Source organism: Streptomyces atratus, assembly GCF_040655115.1.
GTDB classification, from domain to species: domain Bacteria; phylum Actinomycetota; class Actinomycetes; order Streptomycetales; family Streptomycetaceae; genus Streptomyces; species Streptomyces atratus_D.
The window spans coordinates 1-22,431 of sequence record NZ_JBFAJH010000043.1; the positions used below are offsets into that span (position 1 = coordinate 1).

The 22,431-nt window shown below is 71.5% G+C and carries 22 protein-coding genes and 1 pseudogene; 7 read left to right on the forward strand and 16 right to left on the reverse strand.

Translation table 11 applies throughout. From position 1 onward, the window contains the following. Positions 1-164 precede the first annotated feature (164 nt). The 5 genes from AB0I23_RS31550 to afsQ1 form a co-directional block, all read right to left on the reverse strand. Positions 165-368, reverse strand: coding sequence for a PspC domain-containing protein (locus tag AB0I23_RS31550; RefSeq protein WP_359114438.1), 204 nt, complete (start codon positions 366-368; stop codon positions 165-167). A 94-nt stretch (positions 369-462) separates the two neighbouring features. Beyond that, the gene (locus tag AB0I23_RS31555; protein WP_359114440.1) at positions 463-1,017 is read right to left on the reverse strand and encodes a VanZ family protein; all 555 of its coding nucleotides are present in this window, start codon (positions 1,015-1,017) and stop codon (positions 463-465) included. A gap of 279 nt (positions 1,018-1,296) precedes the next feature. Beyond that, positions 1,297-1,923, reverse strand: coding sequence for a GerMN domain-containing protein (locus AB0I23_RS31560; RefSeq protein ID WP_359114442.1), 627 nt, complete (start codon positions 1,921-1,923; stop codon positions 1,297-1,299). Then, positions 1,920-3,458: a HAMP domain-containing sensor histidine kinase gene (locus AB0I23_RS31565; RefSeq protein WP_359114444.1), complete on the reverse strand. Its 1,539-nt coding sequence runs from the start codon at positions 3,456-3,458 to the stop codon at positions 1,920-1,922. The genes AB0I23_RS31560 and AB0I23_RS31565 overlap by 4 nt, the downstream gene beginning before the upstream one ends. Further along, positions 3,455-4,132: a two-component system response regulator AfsQ1 gene (afsQ1, locus tag AB0I23_RS31570; RefSeq protein WP_189275392.1), complete on the reverse strand. Its 678-nt coding sequence runs from the start codon at positions 4,130-4,132 to the stop codon at positions 3,455-3,457. The genes AB0I23_RS31565 and afsQ1 overlap by 4 nt, the downstream gene beginning before the upstream one ends. A 181-nt stretch (positions 4,133-4,313) precedes the next feature. On the opposite strand from afsQ1, the gene AB0I23_RS31575 reads away from it, so the two are divergent. Further along, the gene (locus AB0I23_RS31575) at positions 4,314-5,102 is read left to right on the forward strand and encodes a SigE family RNA polymerase sigma factor (protein ID WP_359114538.1); all 789 of its coding nucleotides are present in this window, start codon (positions 4,314-4,316) and stop codon (positions 5,100-5,102) included. 200 nt (positions 5,103-5,302) lie between these two features. Here AB0I23_RS31575 and AB0I23_RS31580 read toward each other — a convergent pair whose 3' ends face one another. Beyond that, positions 5,303-6,025 carry a response regulator transcription factor gene (locus AB0I23_RS31580; protein ID WP_359114446.1) on the reverse strand — a complete coding sequence of 241 codons (723 nt, stop codon included), beginning with the start codon at positions 6,023-6,025 and terminating at the stop codon, positions 5,303-5,305. Then, positions 6,022-7,206, reverse strand: coding sequence for a sensor histidine kinase (locus tag AB0I23_RS31585; RefSeq protein ID WP_359114448.1), 1,185 nt, complete (start codon positions 7,204-7,206; stop codon positions 6,022-6,024). The genes AB0I23_RS31580 and AB0I23_RS31585 overlap by 4 nt, the downstream gene beginning before the upstream one ends. A gap of 144 nt (positions 7,207-7,350) precedes the next feature. On the opposite strand from AB0I23_RS31585, the gene AB0I23_RS31590 reads away from it, so the two are divergent. The 3 genes from AB0I23_RS31590 to AB0I23_RS31600 are packed head-to-tail and all read left to right on the forward strand — an operon-like array spanning position 7,351 to position 10,594. Further along, entirely contained in the window at positions 7,351-8,283 is a 933-nt protein-coding gene (locus AB0I23_RS31590; RefSeq protein WP_359114450.1) for an ATP-binding cassette domain-containing protein, read from the forward strand. Further along, positions 8,280-9,821 carry an ABC transporter permease subunit gene (locus AB0I23_RS31595; RefSeq protein ID WP_359114451.1) on the forward strand — a complete coding sequence of 514 codons (1,542 nt, stop codon included), beginning with the start codon at positions 8,280-8,282 and terminating at the stop codon, positions 9,819-9,821. Before AB0I23_RS31590 ends, AB0I23_RS31595 begins: the two co-directional genes overlap by 4 nt. Then, positions 9,818-10,594, forward strand: a complete 777-nt coding sequence (locus AB0I23_RS31600; RefSeq protein ID WP_359114452.1) for an ABC transporter permease subunit — start codon at positions 9,818-9,820, stop codon at positions 10,592-10,594. The genes AB0I23_RS31595 and AB0I23_RS31600 overlap by 4 nt, the downstream gene beginning before the upstream one ends. 20 nt (positions 10,595-10,614) lie before the next feature. Here AB0I23_RS31600 and AB0I23_RS31605 read toward each other — a convergent pair whose 3' ends face one another. Further along, the gene (locus tag AB0I23_RS31605; RefSeq protein WP_359114454.1) at positions 10,615-11,322 is read right to left on the reverse strand and encodes a uridine kinase; all 708 of its coding nucleotides are present in this window, start codon (positions 11,320-11,322) and stop codon (positions 10,615-10,617) included. Positions 11,323-11,384: 62 nt separating this feature from the next. Here AB0I23_RS31605 and AB0I23_RS31610 point away from each other — a divergent pair. Continuing rightward, positions 11,385-11,752, forward strand: a pseudogene (locus tag AB0I23_RS31610) (hypothetical protein); the annotation flags it as partial. A gap of 106 nt (positions 11,753-11,858) precedes the next feature. Here AB0I23_RS31610 and AB0I23_RS31615 read toward each other — a convergent pair. From AB0I23_RS31615 to deoC, 3 genes are read right to left on the reverse strand one after another with little or no spacing between them, the layout of a single operon-like run. Continuing rightward, on the reverse strand, positions 11,859-12,830 hold the full coding sequence (locus AB0I23_RS31615) for an aldehyde dehydrogenase family protein (protein ID WP_359114456.1): 972 nt from the start codon (positions 12,828-12,830) through the stop codon (positions 11,859-11,861). Continuing rightward, positions 12,820-14,259, reverse strand: a complete 1,440-nt coding sequence (locus AB0I23_RS31620) for an aldehyde dehydrogenase family protein (RefSeq protein WP_359114458.1) — start codon at positions 14,257-14,259, stop codon at positions 12,820-12,822. The genes AB0I23_RS31615 and AB0I23_RS31620 overlap by 11 nt, the downstream gene beginning before the upstream one ends. Positions 14,260-14,264: 5 nt before the next feature. Continuing rightward, the gene (gene deoC / locus AB0I23_RS31625; protein ID WP_359114539.1) at positions 14,265-15,227 is read right to left on the reverse strand and encodes a deoxyribose-phosphate aldolase; all 963 of its coding nucleotides are present in this window, start codon (positions 15,225-15,227) and stop codon (positions 14,265-14,267) included. Positions 15,228-15,355: 128 nt separating this feature from the next. Between deoC and AB0I23_RS31630 the strand changes: the two genes are divergently transcribed. Next, positions 15,356-16,015, forward strand: coding sequence for a PH domain-containing protein (locus tag AB0I23_RS31630; protein ID WP_359114459.1), 660 nt, complete (start codon positions 15,356-15,358; stop codon positions 16,013-16,015). A 180-nt stretch (positions 16,016-16,195) separates the two neighbouring features. On the opposite strand, the gene AB0I23_RS31635 is transcribed toward AB0I23_RS31630, so the two are convergent. Beyond that, positions 16,196-16,519: a DMT family transporter gene (locus tag AB0I23_RS31635; RefSeq protein WP_359114461.1), complete on the reverse strand. Its 324-nt coding sequence runs from the start codon at positions 16,517-16,519 to the stop codon at positions 16,196-16,198. Between the two features lie 87 nt (positions 16,520-16,606). Next, positions 16,607-17,287, reverse strand: a complete 681-nt coding sequence (locus AB0I23_RS31640; protein ID WP_359114462.1) for a helix-turn-helix domain-containing protein — start codon at positions 17,285-17,287, stop codon at positions 16,607-16,609. 272 nt (positions 17,288-17,559) lie between these two features. Between AB0I23_RS31640 and AB0I23_RS31645 the strand changes: the two genes are divergently transcribed. After that, positions 17,560-19,005 (forward strand): NCS2 family permease, encoded by a 1,446-nt coding sequence (locus tag AB0I23_RS31645; RefSeq protein WP_359114464.1) that lies wholly within the window; start codon positions 17,560-17,562, stop codon positions 19,003-19,005. A gap of 230 nt (positions 19,006-19,235) precedes the next feature. Here AB0I23_RS31645 and AB0I23_RS31650 read toward each other — a convergent pair whose 3' ends face one another. From AB0I23_RS31650 to AB0I23_RS31660, 3 genes are all read right to left on the reverse strand, one after another. Continuing rightward, positions 19,236-20,876, reverse strand: a complete 1,641-nt coding sequence (locus tag AB0I23_RS31650; protein WP_359114465.1) for a phospho-sugar mutase — start codon at positions 20,874-20,876, stop codon at positions 19,236-19,238. Between the two features lie 149 nt (positions 20,877-21,025). After that, entirely contained in the window at positions 21,026-21,850 is an 825-nt protein-coding gene (locus AB0I23_RS31655; RefSeq protein ID WP_359114467.1) for a purine-nucleoside phosphorylase, read from the reverse strand. A gap of 104 nt (positions 21,851-21,954) precedes the next feature. Beyond that, a complete protein-coding gene (locus AB0I23_RS31660; protein ID WP_358857946.1) occupies positions 21,955-22,392 on the reverse strand; it encodes a gamma-glutamylcyclotransferase in 438 nt (145 codons plus the stop codon). Positions 22,393-22,431: the final 39 nt, after the last annotated feature.

Sequence of the window (22,431 nt, forward strand, 5' to 3'; positions counted from 1 at the left end):
TCACGGCCACCACTCTGTCTACCACCCCTCACCCGCTCGGCGGCTGACCCCGCACCCACGCACGTGGGGCGGACACCCGGCCGGGTGTCCGCCCCACGTGCGTGGGTGCGGGGACGGAAGGGTGTCCGGCGTCGCGGCCCCCTGCCATGATCCGCCGGACACCCCTACCAGTCGGTCGACGCCGACGACTTCTCGGTCGGCAGCAGCAGCCACAGCGCCAGGTAGAGCAGGAACTGCGGGCCGGGCAGCAGACAGGAGACCAGGAAGATCACGCGCATGGTCCCGGCGGACGTGCCGAAGCGTCGTGCCAGCGCTGCGCACACTCCGCCGATCATGCGTCCGTCACGGGGGCGGGCAAGTGCGGCCATGGTGGGCTCCTTCGCGAACCGTCTGCTGGGGAGCAGCTCCGTCGTGCTCCCGATGTCTCCATGGTGGCTCCGCGAACGAGAGTAAGGCATCGCTCTACGGTGCGATACCGACCCTGGAAATCGTCGGGGTCGACCCCTGAGAGGTTTCCTTCCTGGGGCGGGGGACCGCCCCCCGCACCAGCTGCTCCTGCTTCCGGCGGCGCAGCCGCTTCCGGAACGCCGGCACCACCAGCAGATGGGCCAGCGTCACCCCGACCGTGTTGAGCAGCAGCGAGTCGACATCGACGACCTGCCCCGGCACCCCGGTCTGCGCCAGCTCGATGGTCAGCGAGATCAGTGACCCGGCGGCGACCGTACGCGCCAGCGAGGCCCACGGGGAGACGAAGAGACGGCCCCCGGCCATCGGCAGCAGCACTCCCAGCGGTGCCAGCAACAACAGTTCCTTACCGATCCGGTGCGCCGCCTCGGCCGGGCCGAGGGACAGGTCCGCCCTGATCCCGGCGAGCGGTTGAAGATTTGCGGCCGTCACCCACGGGACGTCCAGCGGACGCAGAGTGAGCCACCCGACCAGCAGCAGATGCGCGAGGAGGAGAAACACCCCGGCCGCGCGGAAGCGGATGACGGCCTGGCCGTCCGAACCTTGACCCACGCCCCCCAAGACGCCCCTACCGGCGGCATCGGTTCCCCCCCGCCCCAGGAAACCCGGGCGGGGGCGGCGCGACAGACGGCGGGCTCACGGCCTACCCCGCGACAGGGAAGGGCTCCCGATGCCCTGCGACCCGGCCTGCCGCGTTGTCGTCAGTCACCGACTCCCCCATAGCCCTAAAGGCATGGGAGGGGCCCCCTTCGCGTCGACTCCGTCCTCCGCTTTGCCGTCGAAGCCGCATGACACCGCTCGCCGATCCATTTCCTCGCGCAGGGGAGGGCGTCAGGGCAGCTCGAGCGCGCCGAGCGTCGGCACGGCCTTCGGCCGGGCCTTCGTCTCCGAGGTGCACAGATAGCCGCGCGGTGCGTAGGTCCCGGGTCCGCCGAGTATCACCGTGCCGTCGGGGGCGAGCGACTCGCTCTCCGCGTAGGTGCACACAATCTGCGCCAGCGCCTCCGACGGCAGGTCTTCCGGCTGCTCGCTGAGCCGCAACGTGGCCGCCGGATCGCTCCGACGCGCCTCGCTGATCCGCAGCGTCGTCGGCACGTCCGTGGAGAAGCCGGCCTGGCGCTCGTCGCCGTCCGGTTCCCGCTGCAGCTCGTCGAGGAGCGCCTGCGCCACCCGGATCCGGTCCGCCTTCGCGTCGTGGACCTGTACCGCGCGGTCCACCGCGACCAGTTGCGAGGCGCAGACCAGATAGATCTGGACCGGGATGCCCTTCGACGCCTGTGTGCTGACGTCCTCCGCGGACATCGAGCACGGCACCCGCGACGGCGCGGCCCCCGCGTCGACGGGTACCGAGGTGGTCCTGATCCCGCACCCGGCGGCCAGCACGGCACAGACGACGGCGCCGGCCAGCGCCCCGGCCGAGCGGCGCGCCCGGTGCGTCCCACGGTTGCTGCGCCTCACGTCGCGCCGCCCTCCTCGTCCTGGGCCTCCGCGTCGTGATCCTGCGCGGTGCGGGTGAGCCGCTCGGCATCGCGTGGCAGCCGCAGGACGAACACCGCGCCGTCGCCGTCCGGCGAGTTCGCCGCGGTGATGTCACCGCCGTGGATGTGCGCGTTCTCCATGGCGATCGACAGACCCAGCCCGCTGCCCTCCGAACGCGGCCTGGACGCACTGGCCTTGTAGAAACGGTCGAAGACGTGCGGCAGGACGTCCTCGGGAATGCCGGGGCCGTGGTCGCGCACCTCGATGACGAGTTCGTCGCCGTCGGTCCGTACCGCGACCCGTACCGGCGAACCGCCGTGCTTCAGCGCGTTGCCGATCAGATTGGCCAGGATCACATCGAGCCGGCGCGGATCGAGGCGGACCATCATGCCGCGCTCGGCATCCAGATCCACCGCGTCCAGCCAGGCGCGGGCGTCGATGCAGGCGGTCACCTGGTCGGCGACATCGACCGTGTCGAGGACGAGCCGGGCGGTACCCGCGTCGAAGCGGGTGACCTCCATCAGATTCTCCACCAGGTCGTTCAGCCGCCGGGTCTCGCTGACCACCAGGTGCACGGCGGGCGCGATCATCGGGTCGAGGCTGTCGGCCTCGTCCTCCAGCACCTCGGCGACCGCTGTGATCGCGGTGAGCGGGGTCCGCAGCTCGTGCGACATGTCGGCGACGAACCGGCGACTGGACTCCTCCCGCGCGCTCATGTCCGCGACCTTCTTCTCCAGCGAACTCGCGGCCTTGTTGAACGTACGGGAGAGGTCGGCGAGTTCATCGGTGCCGGACACCACGAGGCGGGTGTCGAGTTTGCCCTCGCCCAGCTTGCGCGCCGCGTCACCGAGCCGCTGCACCGGCCGCAGCACCGTCGTCGCGGCGGCCTGCGCCAGCAGCGCGGAGCCGACCAGCGCGAGAGCCGTGGCGATCCCCAGCGACCACGCCAGGGAGTTGAGGTCCTGCCGTTCCTGGTCGAGCGACTTCAGCATGTAGCCGGTCGGACCACCGCCGATGATCTTCGTGCCGGCCACCAGGTACGGCGTACCGCGGATCGAGGTCCGCTGCCAGAACAGGTGGTACGCGTACTTGTTGCCCGCCTCCACCGGTTGCTTCCGGTTGACCTGCTGCTGCAGCGAGAGCGGCACGTTGTCGAGCGTGAACGTGTCCAGATCGGAGTTGCCCACGATCGGCTTGCCGCCGTCACGCTTGTCGACGAGCAGCACGCTGTAGCCGGGGCTGCTGCTGGCCATCTGCACGGCGGTGTTCTGCAGGTCGTCCTTGGTCGGGCGCAGCGGCAGCGAAGCCGCCCGGTTCTGCATCTCCTGCCGGAAGTCCCCGAGCGCCGCATCCTGCGTACGGGTCAGAACCGCCTCGCGATTGAGCCAGTACGCGATCCCCGAGGCGGACACCGCGGCGGTCAGCGCCACCAGTGCGAACACGACGACGAGCCGCAGCCGCAGACTGGTCCAGCGAAGCCCGGCGAGCAGGCTGCGTTTGGCGGCAGCACTCACTGAGGCGAGTCCAGCCGGTAGCCCACGCCGCGTACCGTACGGATCAGGGTCGGCGAGGACGGCACGTCCTCCACCTTGGCGCGCAGCCGCTGCACGCAGGCGTCGACCAGCCGGGAGTCACCGAGATAGTCGTGCTCCCAGACCAGCCGCAGCAACTGCTGGCGCGACAGAGCCTGTCCGGGGCGACGGCTCAGTTCGAGCAGGAGCCGCAGCTCGGTCGGCGTGAGCTGCAGGTCCTCCCCGTTCTTCGTCACGGTCATCGCGGAACGGTCGATGACCACGTTCCCGAACGTTGCCGAGTCCGTGGACTCGCGCTCGCCGCGGCGCAGCACCGCGCGGATCCGGGCGTCGAGCACCCGGCCCTGCACGGGTTTCACCACATAGTCGTCGGCGCCGGACTCCAGTCCGACCACGACATCGATGTCGTCGCTGCGCGCGGTCAGCAGAATGATCGGCAGCTGGTCGGTGCGCCGGATACGACGGCACACCTCGAAGCCGTCGATGCCGGGCAGCATCACATCCAGCACGATCAGGTCCGGTCGCTGCTCGCGCAGCAGTTTCAGGCCGTCCTCTCCCGTCGCCGCGGTGGCCACACGGTGGCCCTGGCGTGACAGCGAGAGTTCGAGGGCCGTGCGGATGGCGTCGTCGTCCTCGATCAGCAACAGGAAAGGCACGGGGGTCATTCTGGCCCATGGTGGAGCTTCAGTTCGACACTTGAAGCGCTCTCATACTTCCGGCGCACTGGCGGGAGGTCTTGTGACAGGTCTGTGACAGTCGGCGGACAGTGCCATGAAACTGCCCGGGCAAGCTCGTTGGCACAAGGAACGGACGGACTCCACCGACGGGGGGCGCGAGATGAACGCACTGCACAGCACGACCACAAGCGCAGTTGTCACGCGTCTCCACGATGTCGGCAGGGGCATCGAGAAGTCCGGAGCCGGAGGGGGGACCTCCCTGCTCGAGCGGAGCCGGGAGCTCGGGGGAGCGCGAGGGTGGGTCCGTGGCGCCGGGCGTCAGCACACGTCCCGCATGACGGTGGTCGACGCGACCGCGGGAGCCGGCGGGGGAGCCGCGTACGGGGAGGTCACGGGGGAGCGGAAGTCCGGGACGGAGAGCTCGGACGCCGAAGCGGCGTTCACGGCCTACGTCCAGGAGCGCCGCGCCTCCCTGTATGCGACCGCCTACCACCTGACCGGTGACCGGTTCGAGGCCGAGGACCTGCTGCAGAGCGCCCTCTTCTCCACGTACCGGGCGTGGGACCGGATCAGCGACAAGGCGGCGGTCGGCGGGTACCTGCGCCGCACCATGACCAATCTGCACATCAGCGCGTGGCGCCGACGGAAGTTGAACGAATACCCGACCGAGGAACTGCCGGAGACGGTGGGCGACGCGGACGCGATGCGCGGTACGGAACTGCGCGCCGTGCTCTGGCAGGCACTGGCGCGGCTGCCGGAACTCCAGCGCACGATGCTGGTCCTGCGGTACTACGAGGGGCGCACGGACCCGGAGATCGCGTCGATCCTCGACATCAGTGTCGGCACGGTGAAGTCGAGCATATGGCGGTCGCTGCGGCGGCTGCGCGAGGACGAGGTGCTGAGCTTCGGCCGTGACGAGGAGGAGTCCTTCGGCGAGCTGGTGGCCTGAAGGCAGCGGGGGAAGCGGGGGGAACCGAGGACTGCTGCTTCGGGGGAAGCGGTGGGCTCACGGGGGAGCGTGGCGGGGTCGGATGGGCCGGGGGGTCCTGTCCGGCCCTGCGGTGCGTTCGGGAGCGGGGGCGGGGGCGCCGTCGCGGGGGCTCTGCCCCGGACGCCGGTCGGGGCCGCCGGACGGGCTGGATGGTGTCCTCAACCGCCGGGCGGGCCGGGGGTGCCGGTCGGGTGTGTGCGGGAGCCCGGGATGACCAGGCCGGATTCGTAGGCCGTCACCACCGCCTGGGTGCGGTCACGCAGGGCCAGTTTGGCCAGGATCCGGCTGACGTGCGTTTTCACCGTCTCCTCCGTGATCACCAGGCGGGTCGCGACCTCCGGGTTGGACAGGCCCTCCGCCACCAGGCGCAGGACCTCGGTCTCCCGGGGGGTGAGTGCGGCGAGCGTTGCCGGGGGTGCGGGGTTCGGTGTGCGGTGCTGGGTGGCGAATTCGCTGATCAGGCGGCGAGTGACCGTCGGCGCCAGCAGGGCCTGCCCGGCCGCGATGACGCGTACCGCGTCGAAGAGGCGCTCCGCGGTGACGTCCTTGAGCAGGAAGCCGCTGGCTCCGGCGCGCAGGGCGTCGTACACGTACTCGTCCAGGTCGAACGTGGTCAGGATGAGGATGCGGGGGCCGTCCGGACCCGACGCGGCCAGTTGTCTCGTCGCTTCGATGCCGTCCGTGCCCGGCATCCGTACGTCCATGAGGACCACGTCGGGCCGGAGGCCGACGCACGTCCGTACCGCCTCCGCCCCGTCGCACGCCGTGCCGACGACCGTGAAGTCCGGCTGGGTGTCCAGCAGGGCGGCGAAGCCCGTACGGACGACCTGGTGGTCGTCGGCGACGACGATGCGTACGGCGGGCTGTGGCTCGGTGCTCATCCGGTGGTCTCCGCGTGGGTCGGCAGTACGGTCTCGACGAGGAAGCCGCCGCCGTGCGCGGGGCCGGTGCGCAGTTCGCCGCCGACCGCGGCGGCACGCTCGCGCATGCCGGACAGGCCGTGGCCGCCCGTGGGCGGCGCGGGCGGCGGGCCCGGTCCGTTGTCGCGGATGCGCAGGGCGAGGGCGTCGGCGGTGTAGTGCAGTTCCACATCGACGGCGGCGCCCGGTGCGTGCCGCCGGGCGTTGGTGAGGGCTTCCTGGACGATGCGGTACGCGGCGAGCTCGACGCCCGGGTCGAGCGCCGCCTGCCGGCCGCGGACGATGAGGCGGGTGCCCGTCCCGGACGCGTCCCGGGCCTCGTCGAGCAGGTCGACCAGCTGCCGCAGGCCCGGCTGCGGCTGCCGGTCGGCCGTAGCGGACCCGGTGTCCTCGCGCAGGACGCCGAGCAGCCGCCGCATCTCGGTCAGCGCGGCCCGCGCGGTGTCGCCGATCGACGAGAGCCGCTGCGCACCGGCGGCGGGCATCCCGGGGGTGGTCAGCCGGGCCGTCTCCGCCTGGACGGCGACCATGGAGATGTGATGGGCGACGACGTCGTGCAACTCGCGGGCGATCCGGGCGCGTTCGCCGCGTGCCGTGTGTTCGAGCAGGGTGCTGGTCATCGCCCGGTGCGCGGCGCTGTGGGTGAGCGCCTCGCCGCGGGCCCGGCGGGCGATGCCCGCCCACGCCGCGACCGGGGCGAGCGAGGCCAGTAGCACGGTGAGGACGTCGGTTTCGGAGTGCACCGGGGCGAGCCGGCCGAGGGCGAGCGGCAAAAACGGCATGGCGAGGAGCGCCGCCGGCCGCGGTGAGCCCGCACGGCCGAGCCGGTGCAGGACGAGCAGCTGGGCGCAGAGCCCCGCGACGGTCAGCGAGCGGAACGGGGCCAGGGACAGCACGGTTGCCGCAGTGACCGACGCGGCGGCCGCGGCAGGGCTCAGGAACGCCGGCGGCAGCGTGGTGGCCAGGGCGAGCAGGCCGAGGAGCATGGCGAACCGGACCGTGACGCCGCTGTCCGCCGTCCGCGCGAACGACTCGGTCACCGCGAGCAGCGCCAGGACCGTCCCGGTCACGGCAGGCGTACGGGGGTCGGCGCCGATGCGCCGCCCCCGCTCGACCCATCCGCTCTGCCGGTACGCGTCCACGGCCGTCATTCTTGCCGCAGCTGCGCGTCCCGGCATCCCTCTCGTGAGGGACCCGTGGCGCCGGACATCCCTCGTGTCAGGGAGGACAGAAGTCGCTGTCCGGCGTGACGACCGCGAAGCACCCTGCTGCCTAACCTGCCGGGCATGGAAGCAACCGTGGAAGTCACCGGCCTGCGCAAGCGCTACGGGCCGACCACCGCGCTGGACGGGATGACGTTCACCGTCAGGCCCGGGCAGGTCACCGGTTTCGTCGGCCCCAACGGCGCGGGCAAGTCCACCACGATGCGGGTCATCCTCGGCCTGGACACGGCCGACGAGGGCACCGCGCTGATCGGCGGGCGGCCGTACCGGGACCTGCGCAACCCGCTGAACCACATCGGCGCGCTGCTGGACGCCGCCGCGCTGCAGCCGGGCCGGACCGCCCGCAACCATCTGCTGTGGCTGGCCCACTCGCAGGGCCTCGGCGCGCGGCGGGTCGACGACGTCATCGAGCAGGCCGGTCTGGGGGCGGTCGCCGGGCGCCGGACGGCGGGCTTCTCGCTCGGCATGCGGCAGCGCCTCGGGATCGCCGCCGCGCTGCTCGGCGACCCGCCGGTGATCATGCTGGACGAGCCGTTCAACGGTCTGGACCCGGAAGGCATCGTGTGGATGCGCGACTTCCAGCGCGCGCTGGCCGCGCAGGGCCGGGCGGTGCTGCTGTCCAGCCATCTGATGAGCGAACTGCAGGACACCGCCGACCATCTGGTGGTGGTCGGACGCGGCAGGGTCATCGCCGACACCGGTGTGCGCGAGCTGATCGGGACCGCGTCCGGCGACCGCGTCAGGCTGCGGACCTCGGCACGGTCGGAGGCCATGACGGCGCTGGCCTACGCCGGAGCCACCGTGGCAGCCACCGGCCGTGACACGCTTACCGTCTCCGGGCTGGCGGCGGAGCACGTCGTGACGCTGCTCGGTGAGAGCGGGGTGCCGTTCTCCGAAGTGTCCGCGCATCGCGCGACGCTGGAGGAGGCGTACATGGAACTCACCCGGGACGCGGTCGAGTTCCGCGCCACGGCGGCCGAGGAGCCGGCCCGATGACCGGGACCATGACGTCGTACCGCTCCGGGACGTCGGCCCGCCACGCCGGGTTCGCGCAGCAACTGCGGGCCGAGTGGACCAAGTTCCGTACGGTGCGGGTCTGGGTCGCCGGACTCGCGGCCGCGGCGCTGGTGACCGTACTGATCGCCCTGATCAGCGCCCCGACCGGACGGCCCACCTGCGAGGACCCGAATCAGCCCTGCACCGGTGCCAGGGGCCCGGGCGGCGAAGCGGTGACGGACCGGTTCCACTTCGTGCACCGGCCGCTGACCGGGGACGGCAGCATCACCGTACGGATGACATCGCTGGAGCCGGACGGGGCCCAGGGCGGGCTGCCGCCCTGGGCCAAGGCGGGGATCGTCCTGAAGGCGGGCGACCGGGCGGGGTCGGCGTACGCGGCCGTCATGGCCACCGCGGGGCACGGCGTGCGGATGCAGCACAACTACACGCATGACACGGCCGCTGCCCCCGGCGCCGTCTCCGCCGCGTCCCCGCGCTGGCTGCGGCTGACCCGGAACGGGGACACGGTGACCGGCTACCGGTCGGCGGACGGGGCGCGCTGGACCGCGGTCGGTACCGTGCGCCTGACCGGACTGCCCTCGCAGGTCCAGGCAGGGATGTTCGCCGCCTCGCCGCCCGCCACCGAGTCGACGGGCCAGAAGTTCGGCGGTCTGAGCAACCGCGGGGCGCCCACCCGGGCCACCGGTGTCTTCGACCACGTCGATCTCAGCGGCGCGGGGTCCGGGGACGCGGCGTGGCGCGGTGAGCAGATGGGCGGACCCGCCGACGACTTCGCGTCGGACGGCGCGTTCCGCCGGGCAGGCGACACGTTCACCGTCACCGGGTCCGGCGACATCGCACCGGCCGTGGGCGGACCCATGACCGCGGGCGGGCAGACCATCGAGCGCAGCCTGGCCGGCACGTTCGTCGGGCTGCTTCTGGTGATCGTCGTCGGGGCGACGTTCATCACCGCCGAGTACCGGCGCGGACTGATCCGTACCACCCTCATGGCGAGTCCGCGGCGGGGCAGGGCCCTGGCGGCGAAAGCCGTCGTCCTCGGTGCCGTGACCTTTGCGGCCGGGCTGCCCGCCGCGGCGGCAGCGGTGCTGCTCGGGGAGTGGCTGGTGCGTCCCGGCGGCTTCGACTTCCCCGTCGGCGCGCTCACGGAGCTGCGCGTGGTGGCCGGTACGGCGGCCCTGCTCGCGGTCACCGCGGTGCTCGCCATGGCCGTCGGCGCCGTACTGCGGCGCAGCGCCGGGGCGGTCACCCTGGTGTTCGCGGCGATCGTCCTGCCGTACATCCTCGCGACCGCCTCGATCCTGCCGGCCGGGCCCGCGCAGTGGCTGCTGCGTCTCACCCCGGCGGCGGGCTTCGCCATCCAGCAGAACATGCCGCGGTACGCGCAGGTGGACAGCGACTACACACCGGCCTTCGGCTACTTCCCGCTGCCGCCGTGGGGCGGCTTCGCGGTGCTGTGCGGGTGGACGGCTGTCGCGCTGGGCGCGGCGGTGCTCATGATGGGCCGGAGGGACGCATGAAGCAGACCCTGCACGCGGAGTGGACGAAACTGCGCACCGTGACGGCCCCGGGGTGGCTGATCCTGGCCCTGGTGGTGCTCACGGTTGCGGTGAGCGCCGCGACGGCTGCCGCCGCACAGTGCCCGTCGACGGGCTGTCACCAGGACGTCGTCAGACTCAGCCTGACCGGGATCTATTGTGGGCAGACGGTCGTCGCCGTCCTGGCCGTGCTGATGATCAGCGGCGAGTACAGCACGGGGATGATGCCCACCACCCTGATGGCGACACCGCGCCGGTCCACGGTCCTGGCCGCGAAGGCGGTCGTTCTCATGGGGGTGGTGCTGGTCGCCGGGGCGGTCGCGGTGCTCGGCTGCCTGCTGGCGGCGGGGCTGATCCTGCCGGGCAACGGCTTCACGACGGCGCAGGGCCAGGCGCTGCTGTCCCCGTCCGACGGTCCGACCCTGCGCGCGGCGGCCGGGTCGGTGCTGTACCTGGCGCTGATCGCCCTGCTCGGCCTCGGCACGGCCACCGCGGTCCGGGACCCGGCGGCGGCGGTCGGCGTCGTACTCGGCCTGCTCTTCGTCCTGCCGATCCTCACGCAGCTGGTCACCGACCCGGACTGGCACCGGCACCTGCAGCAGATCGCCCCGATGACGGCGGGGCTCGCCATTCAGTCCACGACCGGTGCCGACAGCCTGCCCATCGGCCCGTGGGCAGGGCTGGGAGTGCTCGCGGGGTGGGCCGTGGCCGCGCTGCTGGGAGGCGGGCTGCTCCTGAGACTGCGGGACGCGTGAGCGCCCGGCGTCCGGCCGGCCTACGCCACCTCGCGCGCCACCGCTGCCCGCCGGCACCGCCCTGCCGCAGCCGCCGCCAGGCGCCCGAGCGCCTCCTGCTTCCCGCACGGGTGAGCGCCCAGCGCCGCCTGCCGTGCCACGATCCGCCGCTCCGCGCGCATCAGCCGCCATCCCCGCCGCAGCAGGAACGGCACGGTCTTGCGGCCCTCGCGCAGATCCCGCAGCAGCCGGCGGCGGAACGTCGTCGTCGGGCGGCCGCGCAGGCACAGCGCGTCCGCCAGGACACCCAGTTCCTGGCATCGCTCGACTATGTCCGCCGCGAAGATTCCCTCGGCCACGAACAGCGGAGTCCGCTCGATGTGGAGCGCCTCGCGGTCGATCCGGGAGCTGGTGGCGATGTCGTACACCGGTACGTTCGTACGCCCCGTGCGGCACAGCTCCGCGATGGCGGCGACCGCCGCATCCGCGTCCCAGGACTGTGCGGAGTCCCAGTCGATGTCCGAACTGCCGGGGACCAGCGGCAGTGTGGGGTCGTCACCCTCCTTGTAGAAGTCGTCCAGGCGCAGCACCGGAAGGTCGGTGCGGGCGGCCAGGTGGGACTTGCCGGAGCCGGAAGGGCCCGCGAGCAGCACGACGCGGGTCGGGATCGGTTGAGAACTCACAGGACACGAGTGTGAGGCATTGACCCGCGCAGGGGATCCCCCGGTGCCCGTGTTGGTATCCAGCATCACACCTCGACTACGCTACGCGCACAGTTGATTGCTCAATCGGTCGATCGGGTGGGAACTCCCTGGCACGTCATGCGCTTTCCAGGTCCCGGCGCCGCGTGCTGCTGGGCGCGGGTCCGTCCGTCACCGCGGTGGGCGCCGCGCTCGGTGCGGGGGGTGCGGTGGCCCGGGCGGCTCCGCCGCCCCTCACTCCGGCGTCGGGCACCGACAGCGGCCTCGACGCGGTCGGTGAGGCGACCGGGGGCGCGGTGACCGGGTGTCATTCGGACACGCGGTCTCTCCGGTCACGAAGCTTCAGCTCGACCCGCCGGTCAGGACGGGCGTGGACCCGCTGGCCAACAGGGTGGGGACGCAGATCGCCGGCTTCAAGCCGGTGACCACGGGCGTCGTCACCGACCCGCTGAGCTGCGGTGGTGCGCTGAACGGCCTCCGGTGGCGGGGCAGGCGACGGGGCCGGCGCATGGCTGATCCCGGCGCACAGGGCTGCGGCCCGCCCCCGAGGAGTGTTCCGGAGGGGCGGGCCGCAGCCGCGTCGGTCAGTAGGAGGAACCCGAGACGCCGAGCGCGCCCGTGGGGTGCCAGACCGTCTTGGTCTCCAGGAAGGCCGTCAGGCGGTGCGTGCCCGGGTCGGCCGACCAGTCGATTCCGTCCACAGCGTGGGAAGGGGCGGCGCCCTGCGCTTCCTTCTCGGCATGGTGGTGGGAGACGGGCGGGCGGAGAACCCGCTTCAGGTTGTCCGCTGCCGCGATCTCCAGCTCCTTCGCCAGATCGGCGTCGGCGCCCGTGAGATCGATCGCGTTCACGTCCTGGTGGGCCGCGAGCGGGGCCGCGAGCTCCGCCGTCTTCCCGGACAGGATGTTCACCACACCGCCCGGCAGGTCGGAGGTGGCCAGCACCTCGCCCAGGGACAGCGCGGGCAGCGGAGCGGCGGCGGACGCGATGACGACCGCCGTGTTGCCGGTCGCGATCACCGGCGCGACGACGGAGACCAGGCCCAGGAACGACGATGTCTGCGGCGCGACGACTGTGACCACACCCGTCGGCTCGGGCGTGGACAGGTTGAAGAACGGGCCCGCGACCGGGTTCGCCCCGCCCACGATCTGGCCGATCTTGTCGGTCCAGCCCGCGTACCAGACCCAGCGGTCGATCGCCGCGTCCACGACGGCCGCCGCCTTGGACTTCGACAGCCCCTCCGCGTCCGCCACTTCCCGTACGAACTGGCCCTTGCGGCCCTCCAGCATCTCCGCGATGCGGTAGAGGATCTGGCCGCGGTTGTACGCCGTCGCGCCCGACCAGCCGCCGAACGCCTTGCGGGCGGCCACGACCGCGTCCCGCGCGTCCTTGCGGGAGGACTGCGGGGCGTTCGCCAGCCACCTGCCCTTGCCCGCCGCGTCAGCGGCAGATGCCTTCGCCGTCACCTCGTACACCCGGCCGCTCTCGGAGCGGGGGAACTTGCCCCCGACGTACAGCTTGTAGGTCTTGAAGACGCTCAGACGGTTATCGGACATCGAGGTACGCCTCCAGGCCGTGACGGCCGCCTTCGCGGCCGAAGCCCGACTCCTTGTATCCGCCGAACGGCGAGGTCGGGTCGAACTTGTTGAACGTGTTGGCCCAGACGACGCCCGCCCGGAGCCTGTTCGCCACCGCGAGGATGCGGGAGCCCTTCTCCGTCCAGATGCCGGCCGACAGACCGTACTGGGTGTTGTTGGCCTTGGCGACCGCCTCGTCCGGCGTACGGAACGACAGGACGGAGAGCACCGGGCCGAAGATCTCGTCGCGGGCGATGGTGTGCGCCTGGGTGACGTTCGTGAACAGCGTCGGGGCGAACCAGTAGCCGGAGGACGGGAGTTCGCACGGGGCGGACCAGCGCTCGGCACCCTCCGCCTCGCCCGTCTCGGCCAGTGCCGTGATCCGGGAGAGCTGTTCCGCGGAGTTGATCGCACCGATGTCGGTGTTCTTGTCCAGCGGGTCGCCGAGGCGCAGCGTGGACAGCCGGCGCTTGAGGGAGTCCAGCAGCTCGTCCTGGATCGACTCCTGTACGAGGAGGCGCGAGCCCGCGCAGCAGACCTGCCCCTGGTTGAAGAAGATGCCGGTGACGATGCCCTCGACGGCCTGGTCGACCGGGGCGTCGTCGAAGACGATGTTGGCGCCCTTGCCGCCCAGCTCCAGCGTGACCTTCTTGTCCGTGCCCGCGATCTGGCGGGCGATGGCCTTGCCGACCGCGGTCGAGCCGGTGAAGGCGATCTTGTTGACGTCCGGGTGCTCGACGAGGGCGGCGCCCGCGTCGCCGTACCCGGTGAGGATGTTCACGACACCCTTCGGCAGCCCTGCCTGGCGGCAGATGTCCGCGAAGAAGAGCGCGGAGAGCGGGGTCGTCTCGGCGGGCTTCAGGACCACGGTGTTGCCGGTGGCGAGCGCCGGGGCGATCTTCCACGCCAGCATGAGCAGCGGGAAGTTCCACGGGATGATCTGGCCCGCGACGCCGAGCGGGCGCGGGTTCGCGCCGTAGCCCGCGTGGTCGAGCTTGTCGGCCCAGCCCGCGTAGTAGAAGAAGTGCGCCGCGACCAGCGGGAGGTCCGCGTCGCGGGTCTCCTTGATCGGCTTGCCGTTGTCGAGGGTTTCGAGAACGGCGAGCTCGCGGGAGCGCTCCTGGATGATCCGGGCGATCCGGAACAGGTACTTGGCGCGCTCGGAGCCCGGCAGCGCCGACCACTTCTCGAACGCCTTGCGCGCCGCCTTCACCGCCCGGTCCACGTCCGCGGCGCCCGCCTGAGCGACCTCGGAGAGCACCTCCTCGGTGCTCGGCGAGACGGTCTTGAAGACCTTGCCGTCGGCCGCGTCGGTGAACTCACCGTCGATGAACAGGCCGTACGAGGGCGCGATGTCGACGACCGCGCGCGACTCGGGCGCGGGTGCGTACTCGAATGCAGATGCCATGGGGATCAGTCCACCGTCACGTAATCGGGGCCGGAGTAACGGCCGGTGCTGAGCTTCTGGCGCTGCATCAGCAGATCGTTCAGCAGGCTGGAGGCGCCGAAGCGGAACCAGTGGTTGTCCAGCCAGTCCTCGCCCGCGGTCTCGTTCACCAGCACCAGGAACTTGATCGCGTCCTTGGAGGTGCGGATGCCGCCGGCCGGCTTCACGCCGATCTGTACGCCGGTCTGCGCCCGGAAGTCGCGCACGGCCTCCAGCATCAGCAGGGTGTTCGCCGGGGTGGCGTTCGTCCCGACCTTGCCGGTCGACGTCTTGATGAAGTCCGCGCCCGCCAGCATGCCGAGCCAGGAGGCGCGGCGGATGTTGTCGTACGTGGAGAGTTCGCCGGTCTCGAAGATCACCTTCAGCCGGGCGTCGGTGCCGTCCGCCCGCGCGCACTCGGCCTTCACGGCCAGGATCTCCTCGTAGACCTTGAGGTACCGGCCGGAGAGGAAGGCACCCCGGTCGATCACCATGTCGATCTCGTCGGCCCCGGCGGCCACGGCGTCGCGGACATCCGCGAGCTTGACGTCGAGCGCGGCGCGGCCGGCCGGGAAGGCCGTCGCCACGGACGCCACCTTCACGCCGGAACCGGCCAGCGCGGCGACGGCGGTCGCCGCCATGTCGGGGTAGACGCAGACCGCGGCGGTGTGCGGGGTCGTGCGGTCGGTCGGGTCGGGATGGACGGCCTTGGCGGCGAGGGCCCGGACCTTGCCCGGGGTGTCCGCGCCTTCCAGCGTCGTCAGGTCGATCATCGAGATGGCCAGGTCGATCGCGTACGCCTTGGCCGTCGTCTTGATCGAACGGGTTCCGAGGGACGCGGCGCGCGCTTCGAGGCCGACGGCGTCGACGCCGGGCAGCCCGTGCAGGAAGCGGCGCAGCGCACTGTCGGACGCGGTCGCGTCGGAGAATGCGGGAGCTGTGGTGGGCATGGTCACCAGATCAGCATATCTACGCGCGTAGCGGCCTGTACAGGGGGGGGCGGGTGCTTCGAGGGTCGCGCAGTACCGGGGGCGGCCGCCCCCGGCGCCCCTTGCGTGCGTCAGGCAGAATCGGGCTCATGACGAGCCCCACACCACCCGCCGAGCCGACCTACGCCGACCGGACCTTCCGGTCGCCCGCCGGGATCGCCGGGGGTGTCCTGCTGCTTCTCCTCATCTGCTGGATCGGCGGCGACGCCGTGGTCCGGGGCGGCGGCCGGGTGCCGTGGCTGGCGCTGGCCGGGCTGCTGACCGTGGTGCCGCTGGTCGCCGCGTTCACGCTGCGGCCCGTCGTGTACGCCAACGACCAGCGCATCCGGATCCGTAACCCGTTCCGGACGATCACCGTGCCGTGGACCGAGGCCGCGGTTCTGCGGGCCGGGTATTCGAGCGAGCTGTTCACCGAGAACGGCACCAAGTACCAGCTGTGGGCGGTGCCGGTGTCGCTGCGGCAGCGGAAGACGGCCGCCAGGCGGCAGGCCCGGCAGTCGGCGGACGACCCGTACGGCCGGACGTCCGTGCACGCCGATGTCCACGACAGCAGGTCCCGCATGGCGACGGCCGACCAGACCATGGCGGACCTCCGCGAGCTGATGGAGCGGGCGAAGACGGGGGCGGGTGCGGCCGCACAGCCTTCGGCGTCCTCGGAGACCTCGGTTTCGGTGCGTTGGGCGTACGAGTTGATCGCCCCGGCGGTGGTGGGCCTGGTGCTGCTGGTGGTGTTGCTCGCGACCGGCTGAGAGCCTGTCGGGTGACCTTCGATCGGAGAGCGGACGCGGCATGGTGCGTGCGATTCCAAGGCGCCGGGATGGCCTCGGACGGGGTCTCCCCTGCTCGAACGAAGCTGAGAGCTTGGGGAAGGAGCTACCAGGGCATTTCGGCAACGCCGGAAGCGTGCGTGCCAGGGCGTGGCCGCCCGATCAGAGGTCACCCGGCAGGCTCTGAGGCGGGCCGGAGTGCGCCGGCGGCCGCGAGCCGGGTCCAGCGGGCGCGGTCCGGGCTTCCTGCGACATGGCGGGGAGACACCGACGCCGGGAGGGAACGGTCAGCACGCCGAGGCAGGCGATGACGAGGACGACCCCGGTCCAGCCGAGGGCGGGCAGGTGTTCGCCCACGACCAGGACCGCGAACACGGCCGCCACGGCGGGCTCCAGCAGGGGCAGGGTGGTCGCGGTACTGACCGGGATGCGGGACAGGCCGAAGCCGAACAGGACGTACCCGGTGAACATCGGTACCAGCGCCATGCAGAGACCGATGCCCGCGTGGCCCGTGATCAGGTAGGCCTGTCCACCTGATCACGAGCCCGGTGCATGGCCCGTGCGGACGCGGCCCTACGGCCTGTCCGGGAGCCGGGCCCAGAAGTGGTTGACGATGTCGTCGATGTAGCGTCGCCCGATTTCGCCCGAGGCGGTGGTGCCGCCGGCTCGGCTGAGAGTGGCGGCCATGAGGGTCTGGTACTCGTGGTGCATGTCGCGCAGGGGGTCCTGCAGGTCGCGGCGGTCCGTGGAGACGAGGCGGGCGATGGCGCGGATGTGGGCCTGCCAGCGGGTGGTGACGGCTTCGGTGAGGAGGCGGGTGAGTTCGTCCTCGAGGCCGGTGATGGCGATGAAGTCGCGCGGGGGGAGGTTGAGGAGGGCGCCGAGTTTGGCGGACTGCCTTTTGTCGCCGGTCCATTGGCCGGCTTCTTCCATGTGGTGGTAGGCGTCGAGGTCGACGCCGGTGGCGCGGGCGACGTCCTCGGCGGCCAGTCCGCGGGCGAGACGGTGTTCCCGCAGGGTGCGGGGAGCGCCCATGAGTTCGCGGGGGTTGCACCACAGGGCACCGGCCAGCGCGGTGAGTTCGCTGGCGGTGGGCAGTGCGGTGCCGCGTTCCCACGCGGTGATGTGGTCGGGGGTGATGTGGGTCGTGCCGTAGGAGGCGCGCATGCCGTAAGCGACGTGGCCGGGGGCCATCCCGAGTTTCTCGCGCAGGATGCGGGCGGCGCGCGCGTTGAAGGGGAGCGGTGGATGCACGGACCGAGAGTAAGGAGTTACCCGGGGTGAACTCCATGGCCGCTGTCGCCCGCATCCCGGTTTGGCTGGATAGGTCGTCGGTGATTTTGGAGGAACCGACAGGGGCGATGCGAGAAGGTCAACTAATGGATATCGCAAAGCGATTGAGATCACGTTTCTGCCGCGTATGATCCGCTCGCAAGGCGCCGTACGTGTGTTCGCAGAAGCGACTGGCACACGCTTCCGGCGCCACTGCCATTCCCCTCGTACTTGCAGGTCCAGGAGACACAGTCATGCACACCAGCACGACAGGCTCGGCCGAAGCGCCGACCATCAGACCCGGTGGCCCGCTCAACCGGTTCTTCCGTATCGGTGAACGCGGCTCGACGTACGGCCGTGAGATACGCGGTGGGTTCGCCACCTTCTTCACGATGGCGTACATCCTCGTACTCAACCCGATCATTCTCAGCAGCGCCGAGGACAAGTTCGGCCACCAGCTGGACGCCGGCCAACTGGCCACCGCCACGGCCCTGGTGGCCGCCGTGATGACCGTGATCATGGGTGTGGGCGGCAACCTGCCGCTCGCCCTGGCCGCGGGCCTGGGCCTCAACGCCGTCACCGCCTTCCAGATCGCCCCTCTGATGGGCTGGGACGACGCGATGGGCCTCATCGTGCTCGAAGGCCTGCTGATCTGCGTACTGGTGATGACCGGTCTGCGCGAGGCGATCATGCACGCCATTCCGCAGCCCCTCAAGCAGGCCATCAGTGTCGGCATCGGCCTGTTCATCGCCTTCATCGGCTTCGTGGACTCCGGGTTCGTCACCCGCATCCCGGACGCCGCGCACACCACCGTGCCCGTTCAGATCGGCACAGGCGCCCTCACCGGCTGGCCCATGCTCGTCTTCTGTCTCGGCGTGCTGATGACGATCGTCCTCCTGGCCCGCAAGGTGCAGGGCGCCATCCTCATCAGCATGGTCGTGATGACCGTCGTCGCCGTCGTCATCAACGGGATCGCCGACATCAAGTCCTGGGGTCTGACCGAGCCCTCGCTGCCCGACAAGCCCGTCGCCTCACCCGACTTCGGGCTCCTGGGCAAGTTCGATCTGTTCGGCTCGTTCGGTCAGGTCAGCGTGCTGACCGTCGTCCTGCTCGTCTTCACCCTCATCCTGTCCGACTTCTTCGACACGATGGGCACCGTCGTCGGCGTCACCGCCGAAGCCGGACTCCTCGACGAGCGCGGCCAGGTCCCCGGTCTGGGCCGCGTGCTGCTCATCGACGGCGCGGCCGCCGTCGCCGGCGGCGCCGCCTCCGCCTCGTCCGCCACCACGTACATCGAGTCCGCCGCCGGTGTCGGCGAAGGCGCACGCACCGGTTTCGCCAACCTCATCACCGGCGGCCTGTTCGCCCTCGCCCTCTTCTTCACCCCCGTTCTCACCATCGTGCCCCTCCAGGCCGCGGCCCCCGCTCTCATCGCGGTCGGGTTCCTGATGATGACCCAGGTCAAGCACATCGACTGGGACCGGTACGAAGTCGCCATCCCCGCCTTCCTGACCATCGCCGTCATGCCGTTCACCTACTCCATCACCAACGGCATCGGCGCCGGCTTCCTCGCCTACGTGGTCATCAAGGCGTGCCTGGGCAAGGCCCGCGAAGTCCACTGGCTGCTCTGGGGCACCGCGGCGCTCTTCTTCGTCTACTTCGCCATCGACCCGCTGGAGCAGCTGCTCAACATCAAGTAGCCGCATCACCGCACGGACACCTGCGATCGGGGTTCGACGCGGCGGACCCGAAACGGAGCGGGGTACGGCCCACGACGGTCGGCGACGTGATGTGCGAGCACATCACGTCCGCCTGATCGCCCGGCCGTCCCCGTTCGTACGGACGACGGCCCCGGCGCCCCGGCCCTCGGTCGTGCCGCGCGTACCTGAAGCGTCCGTGACGCGTTCGTGAAGCCGGTCGTCGCGAACGGTCAGATACCGGCCGCCGCCGCCAGGTCCCGCTTGATCCCGGCGAGCAGCTCCGCACCCCGCGCACGGGCCGCGGGCAGCTCGTCCGTCGAAGCGACCGGCACCACGACCTCCAGGTAGCACTTGAGCTTCGGCTCGGTGCCACTCGGGCGGACGATCACGCGGGCGCCCTGGAGGTGGTAGCGCAGCCCGTCGGTGGGCGGCAGCTGCGCGGTGCCCCGCGCGAGGTCCTCGGCCGAGGTGACGGGGAGGCCGGCGAGCGCGGTCGGAGGCTGCTCGCGCAGCCGGCGCATGGCGTCCGCGATGACGGAGAGGTCCTCCACCCGGACCGACAGCTGATCGGTGGCGTGCAGCCCGTGGTCGACCGCGATGTCGTCGAGGAGGTCAAGGAGCGTACGCCCCCGCTCCTTGAGCACGGAGGCGAGCTCGGCGACGAGCAGCGCGGCCGTGATGCCGTCCTTGTCGCGTACGCCGTCCGGGTCGACGCAGTAACCGAGCGCCTCCTCGTACCCGTACCGCAGGCCGTCCACGCGGGCGATCCACTTGAAGCCGGTCAGCGTCTCCTCGTAGCCGAGGCCCGCCTTCTCGGCGATCCGGCCGAGCAGCGAGGACGACACGATCGACTCGGCGAAGACACCGGCCGCGCCCCGGTCCACCAGATGGGCGGCGAGCAGCGCCCCGACCTCGTCGCCGCGCAGCATTCGCCAGCCACCGTCGGCGGCGGGGTCCGGGACGGCGACGGCGCACCGGTCGGCGTCCGGGTCGTTGGCGATGACGAGGTCGCAGTCGGTACGGCGTGCGGTGGCGAACGCGAGATCCATCGCACCGGGCTCTTCCGGATTGGGGAAGGCGACGGTGGGGAACGCCGGGTCGGGCTCGGCCTGTTCGGCGACGAGCACCGGGGCGGGGAACCCGGCGCGGTCGAAGGCGGCGGTGAGCACGGACGTACCGACACCGTGCATCGCGGTGTGGACGACCCGGGCGGTGCGCGGCGATCCGGCGGCGAGCACGGCGTCGGTACGGGCCAGGTAGGCGGCCAGGACCTCGTCGCCGAGGATCTCCCAGCCGTCGTCGGGGCGGGCCACGCCGTCGAGCGGACCGACCGCGGCGATCGCGGCGGCGATCTCGCCGTCCGCCGGGGGGACGATCTGCGAGCCGTCGCCGAGGTAGACCTTGTACCCGTTGTCGCGCGGCGGGTTGTGACTGGCCGTCACCTCGATGCCCGCGACTGCTCCCAGGTGCCGGATCGCGTACGCCAGCACGGGCGTGGGCAGCGGGCGGGGGAGCACCGCCGCGCGCAGGCCCGCGCCGGTCATCACGGCCGCGGTGTCGCGGGCGAAGTCGGCGGACTTGTCACGGGCGTCGTACCCGATGACGACGAGCCCGCCGGTGTGTCCCCCGGCCCCGAGATACGCGGCGAGTCCGGCCGCGGCGCGGATCACGACGGCGCGGTTCATCCGCATCGGCCCGGCTCCCAGCTCACCGCGGAGACCGGCCGTGCCGAACTGCAGCGTGCCGGCGAACCGTGCGGCGAGCTCGTCGAGGTCCTCGGCGTCGATGAGCGCGGCGAGCTCGTCACGGGTCTCGGGGTCGGGATCCTCCGCGAGCCATGTCCTGGCCTGCTCGATGAGCTCCTGCTGCACGGTGTCCGCCTTTCTGCGGGCTTTCTGCGGGATGGATTTTCGGCCTCGCCGACGTGTGAGGCGCGGGGCACGGGAGCGGAGCCCCGGTTCGGGAAGGGGGCGGGGAACAGGTCCCCCGCAGCCGCCCGCCCGGACCCGCGCCCCCGGGCTCAGATCCGCTCGAGCACCCGAGCCAGCAACGCCCCCATGCGCGTAGCCGAATCGCGTCCTGCCTGCAGCACCTCTTCATGGTTGAGCGGCTCCCCGCTCAGCCCCGCCGCCAGGTTCGTGACCAGCGAGATGCCGAGCACCTCCGCCCCGGCCTCCCGTGCGGCGATCGCTTCGAGCACCGTGGACATGCCGACCAGGTCGCCGCCCATGACACGGACCATGTTGATCTCGGCCGGGGTCTCGTAGTGCGGGCCGGGGAACTGCACGTACACGCCCTCTTCGAGGGTGTCGTCGACCTCCTTGCACAGCGCGCGCAGCCGCGGCGAGTACAGGTCGGTCAGGTCGACGAAGTTGGCGCCGACGATCGGGGAAGCCGCGGTCAGGTTGATGTGGTCGCTGATCAGGACCGGCTGCCCGGGGCGCATCCCCTCGCGCAGACCGCCGCAGCCGTTCGTCAGGACGACGGTCTTGCAGCCGGCGGCGACGGCGGTACGGACCCCGTGCGCGACGGCGGCGACGCCGCGGCCCTCGTAGAAGTGCGTGCGGCCGAGGAAGACCAGGGCGCGCTTCTCCCCGATCAGGTACGAGCGGATCGTGCCGCCGTGGCCCTGGACGGCGGGCGCCGGGAAACCGGGCAGTTCGGTCACCGGGAACTCGGCCTCCGGCGTGCCGAGCGCGTCGCCCGCAGGTGCCCAGCCGGAACCCATCACGAGGGCGACGTCGTGGGTCTCGGCACCGGTCAGCTCGCGCAGGCGGGCAGCGGCGTCGGCGGCGGCGGCGTGCGGGTCGCCCTGGATGTGGTCCGGAATAACAGATGCGTTCACGCGGATGAGGGTAGCCGGTGATTCCCTACGCGCGTAGATGCCCCTGCGCGGAGTCCCCGCGCGAGTCTTCGTACTTTCACACAGAAACGCGGAGCGGCGCGGCCTCAGCAGGGGCGTTTGCGCAGCTCCATCACATAGTCGTGCGGCGCGCCCGCCGACTCGGCGGCGTCCGCGATCTCGCCCAGGTAGCGGGCGGACGGCAGCCCGCCCTCGTACCCGTTCAGTACATACATCCAGGCCGGCTCCTCGCCGTCCAGGGTGTGCACCCGGACCCGCATCCGCCGGTAGATGTCGAGGCCGACACCCTCCCAGCGGTCCATGGAGTCCTCGTCCATCGGTGCCAGGTCGTACAGCGTCACGAAGACCTGCGAGCGCGGCGCCTCCACCACCGTGGCCAGCGCGCCTTCCCAGCCCATCTGCTCCCCGCCGAAGGTCAGCCGCCAGCCGTTGAGCCAGCCCGTGCCGCGCAGCGGGGAATGCGGTGCGCGGCGCGTCATCAGCCGCGCGTCGAGGTTGCCGGCGTACGCGGCGTAGAGCGACATGGGTTCGAGGGTACGGGAGGTGACCCCGGGAACGGCGAT